We start from the raw sequence: 781 nt of genomic DNA, 5'->3' as shown, positions 1-781 counted from the left end.
GGCGGTGTGCGGCGTTTTTCCTACGATGCACTGGGACGCCGGACCACTACCTGCGACGAACACGGCGCGATCACCCACCAGCAATGGGACGCCGCCGGACGCCTGCTGCAGACGACGTTGCCGGGCGGCGCGACCCGCGCCTACAGCTACGGTGCTTACGGCCAGGTTACCGCCGAACGCGACGAACTGGGGCACATCACCCGTTACGAGTATGACGACGATCTGCATCTGGTCTCGCGCCGGATCAATCCTGACGGCACGCGGCTGCAGTACCGCTATGACCATGCGCGGTTATTGCTCACCGAGATCGAGAACGAATCCGGGGAAAAATATCGGCTGGACTACACGCCCACCGGACTGATCCGACAGGAGACCGGGTTTGATGGCCGGCGCACGGCCTATGCCTATGACCTCAATGGACATTTGCTGGAGAAGACCGAGTTTGGGGATGACGGTTCTCAGTGGGTCACTGCTTATGAGCGTGATGTCGCGGGACGCTTGCGGGTCAAGACCCTGCCGGACGGGGTCAAGGTTGAGTACCGCTACGACCTTTTGGGGCGGCTGACCGGGGTCGATGACGGGCAGAACCATCCGCTGGCTTTCGAGTACGACCGCCAGGATCGCCTGATCACCGAGCACCAGGGCTGGGGCACCTTGCGTTACGCCTATGACGCCTGCGGCCAGCTCAAGCGCCAGCGTCTGCCGGACAACAGCAAGCTCGATTACCACTACGCCAAGGGCGGCGCGCTGACGGCGATTGATCTCAATGGCGCGCGGCTGA

Annotated in this window: 1 pseudogene; it reads left to right on the top strand. The window is 63.0% G+C overall.

The features are described 5' to 3' along the window. A pseudogene (locus ACXR0M_RS27230) lies at window positions 1-781 on the top strand (type IV secretion protein Rhs); the annotation flags it as partial.

It is taken from the genome of Pseudomonas sp. Eth.TT006 (assembly GCF_054456575.1).
Note: the sequence above shows the minus strand (reverse complement) of the source record. Positions and strands in the feature narration are given on the sequence as shown.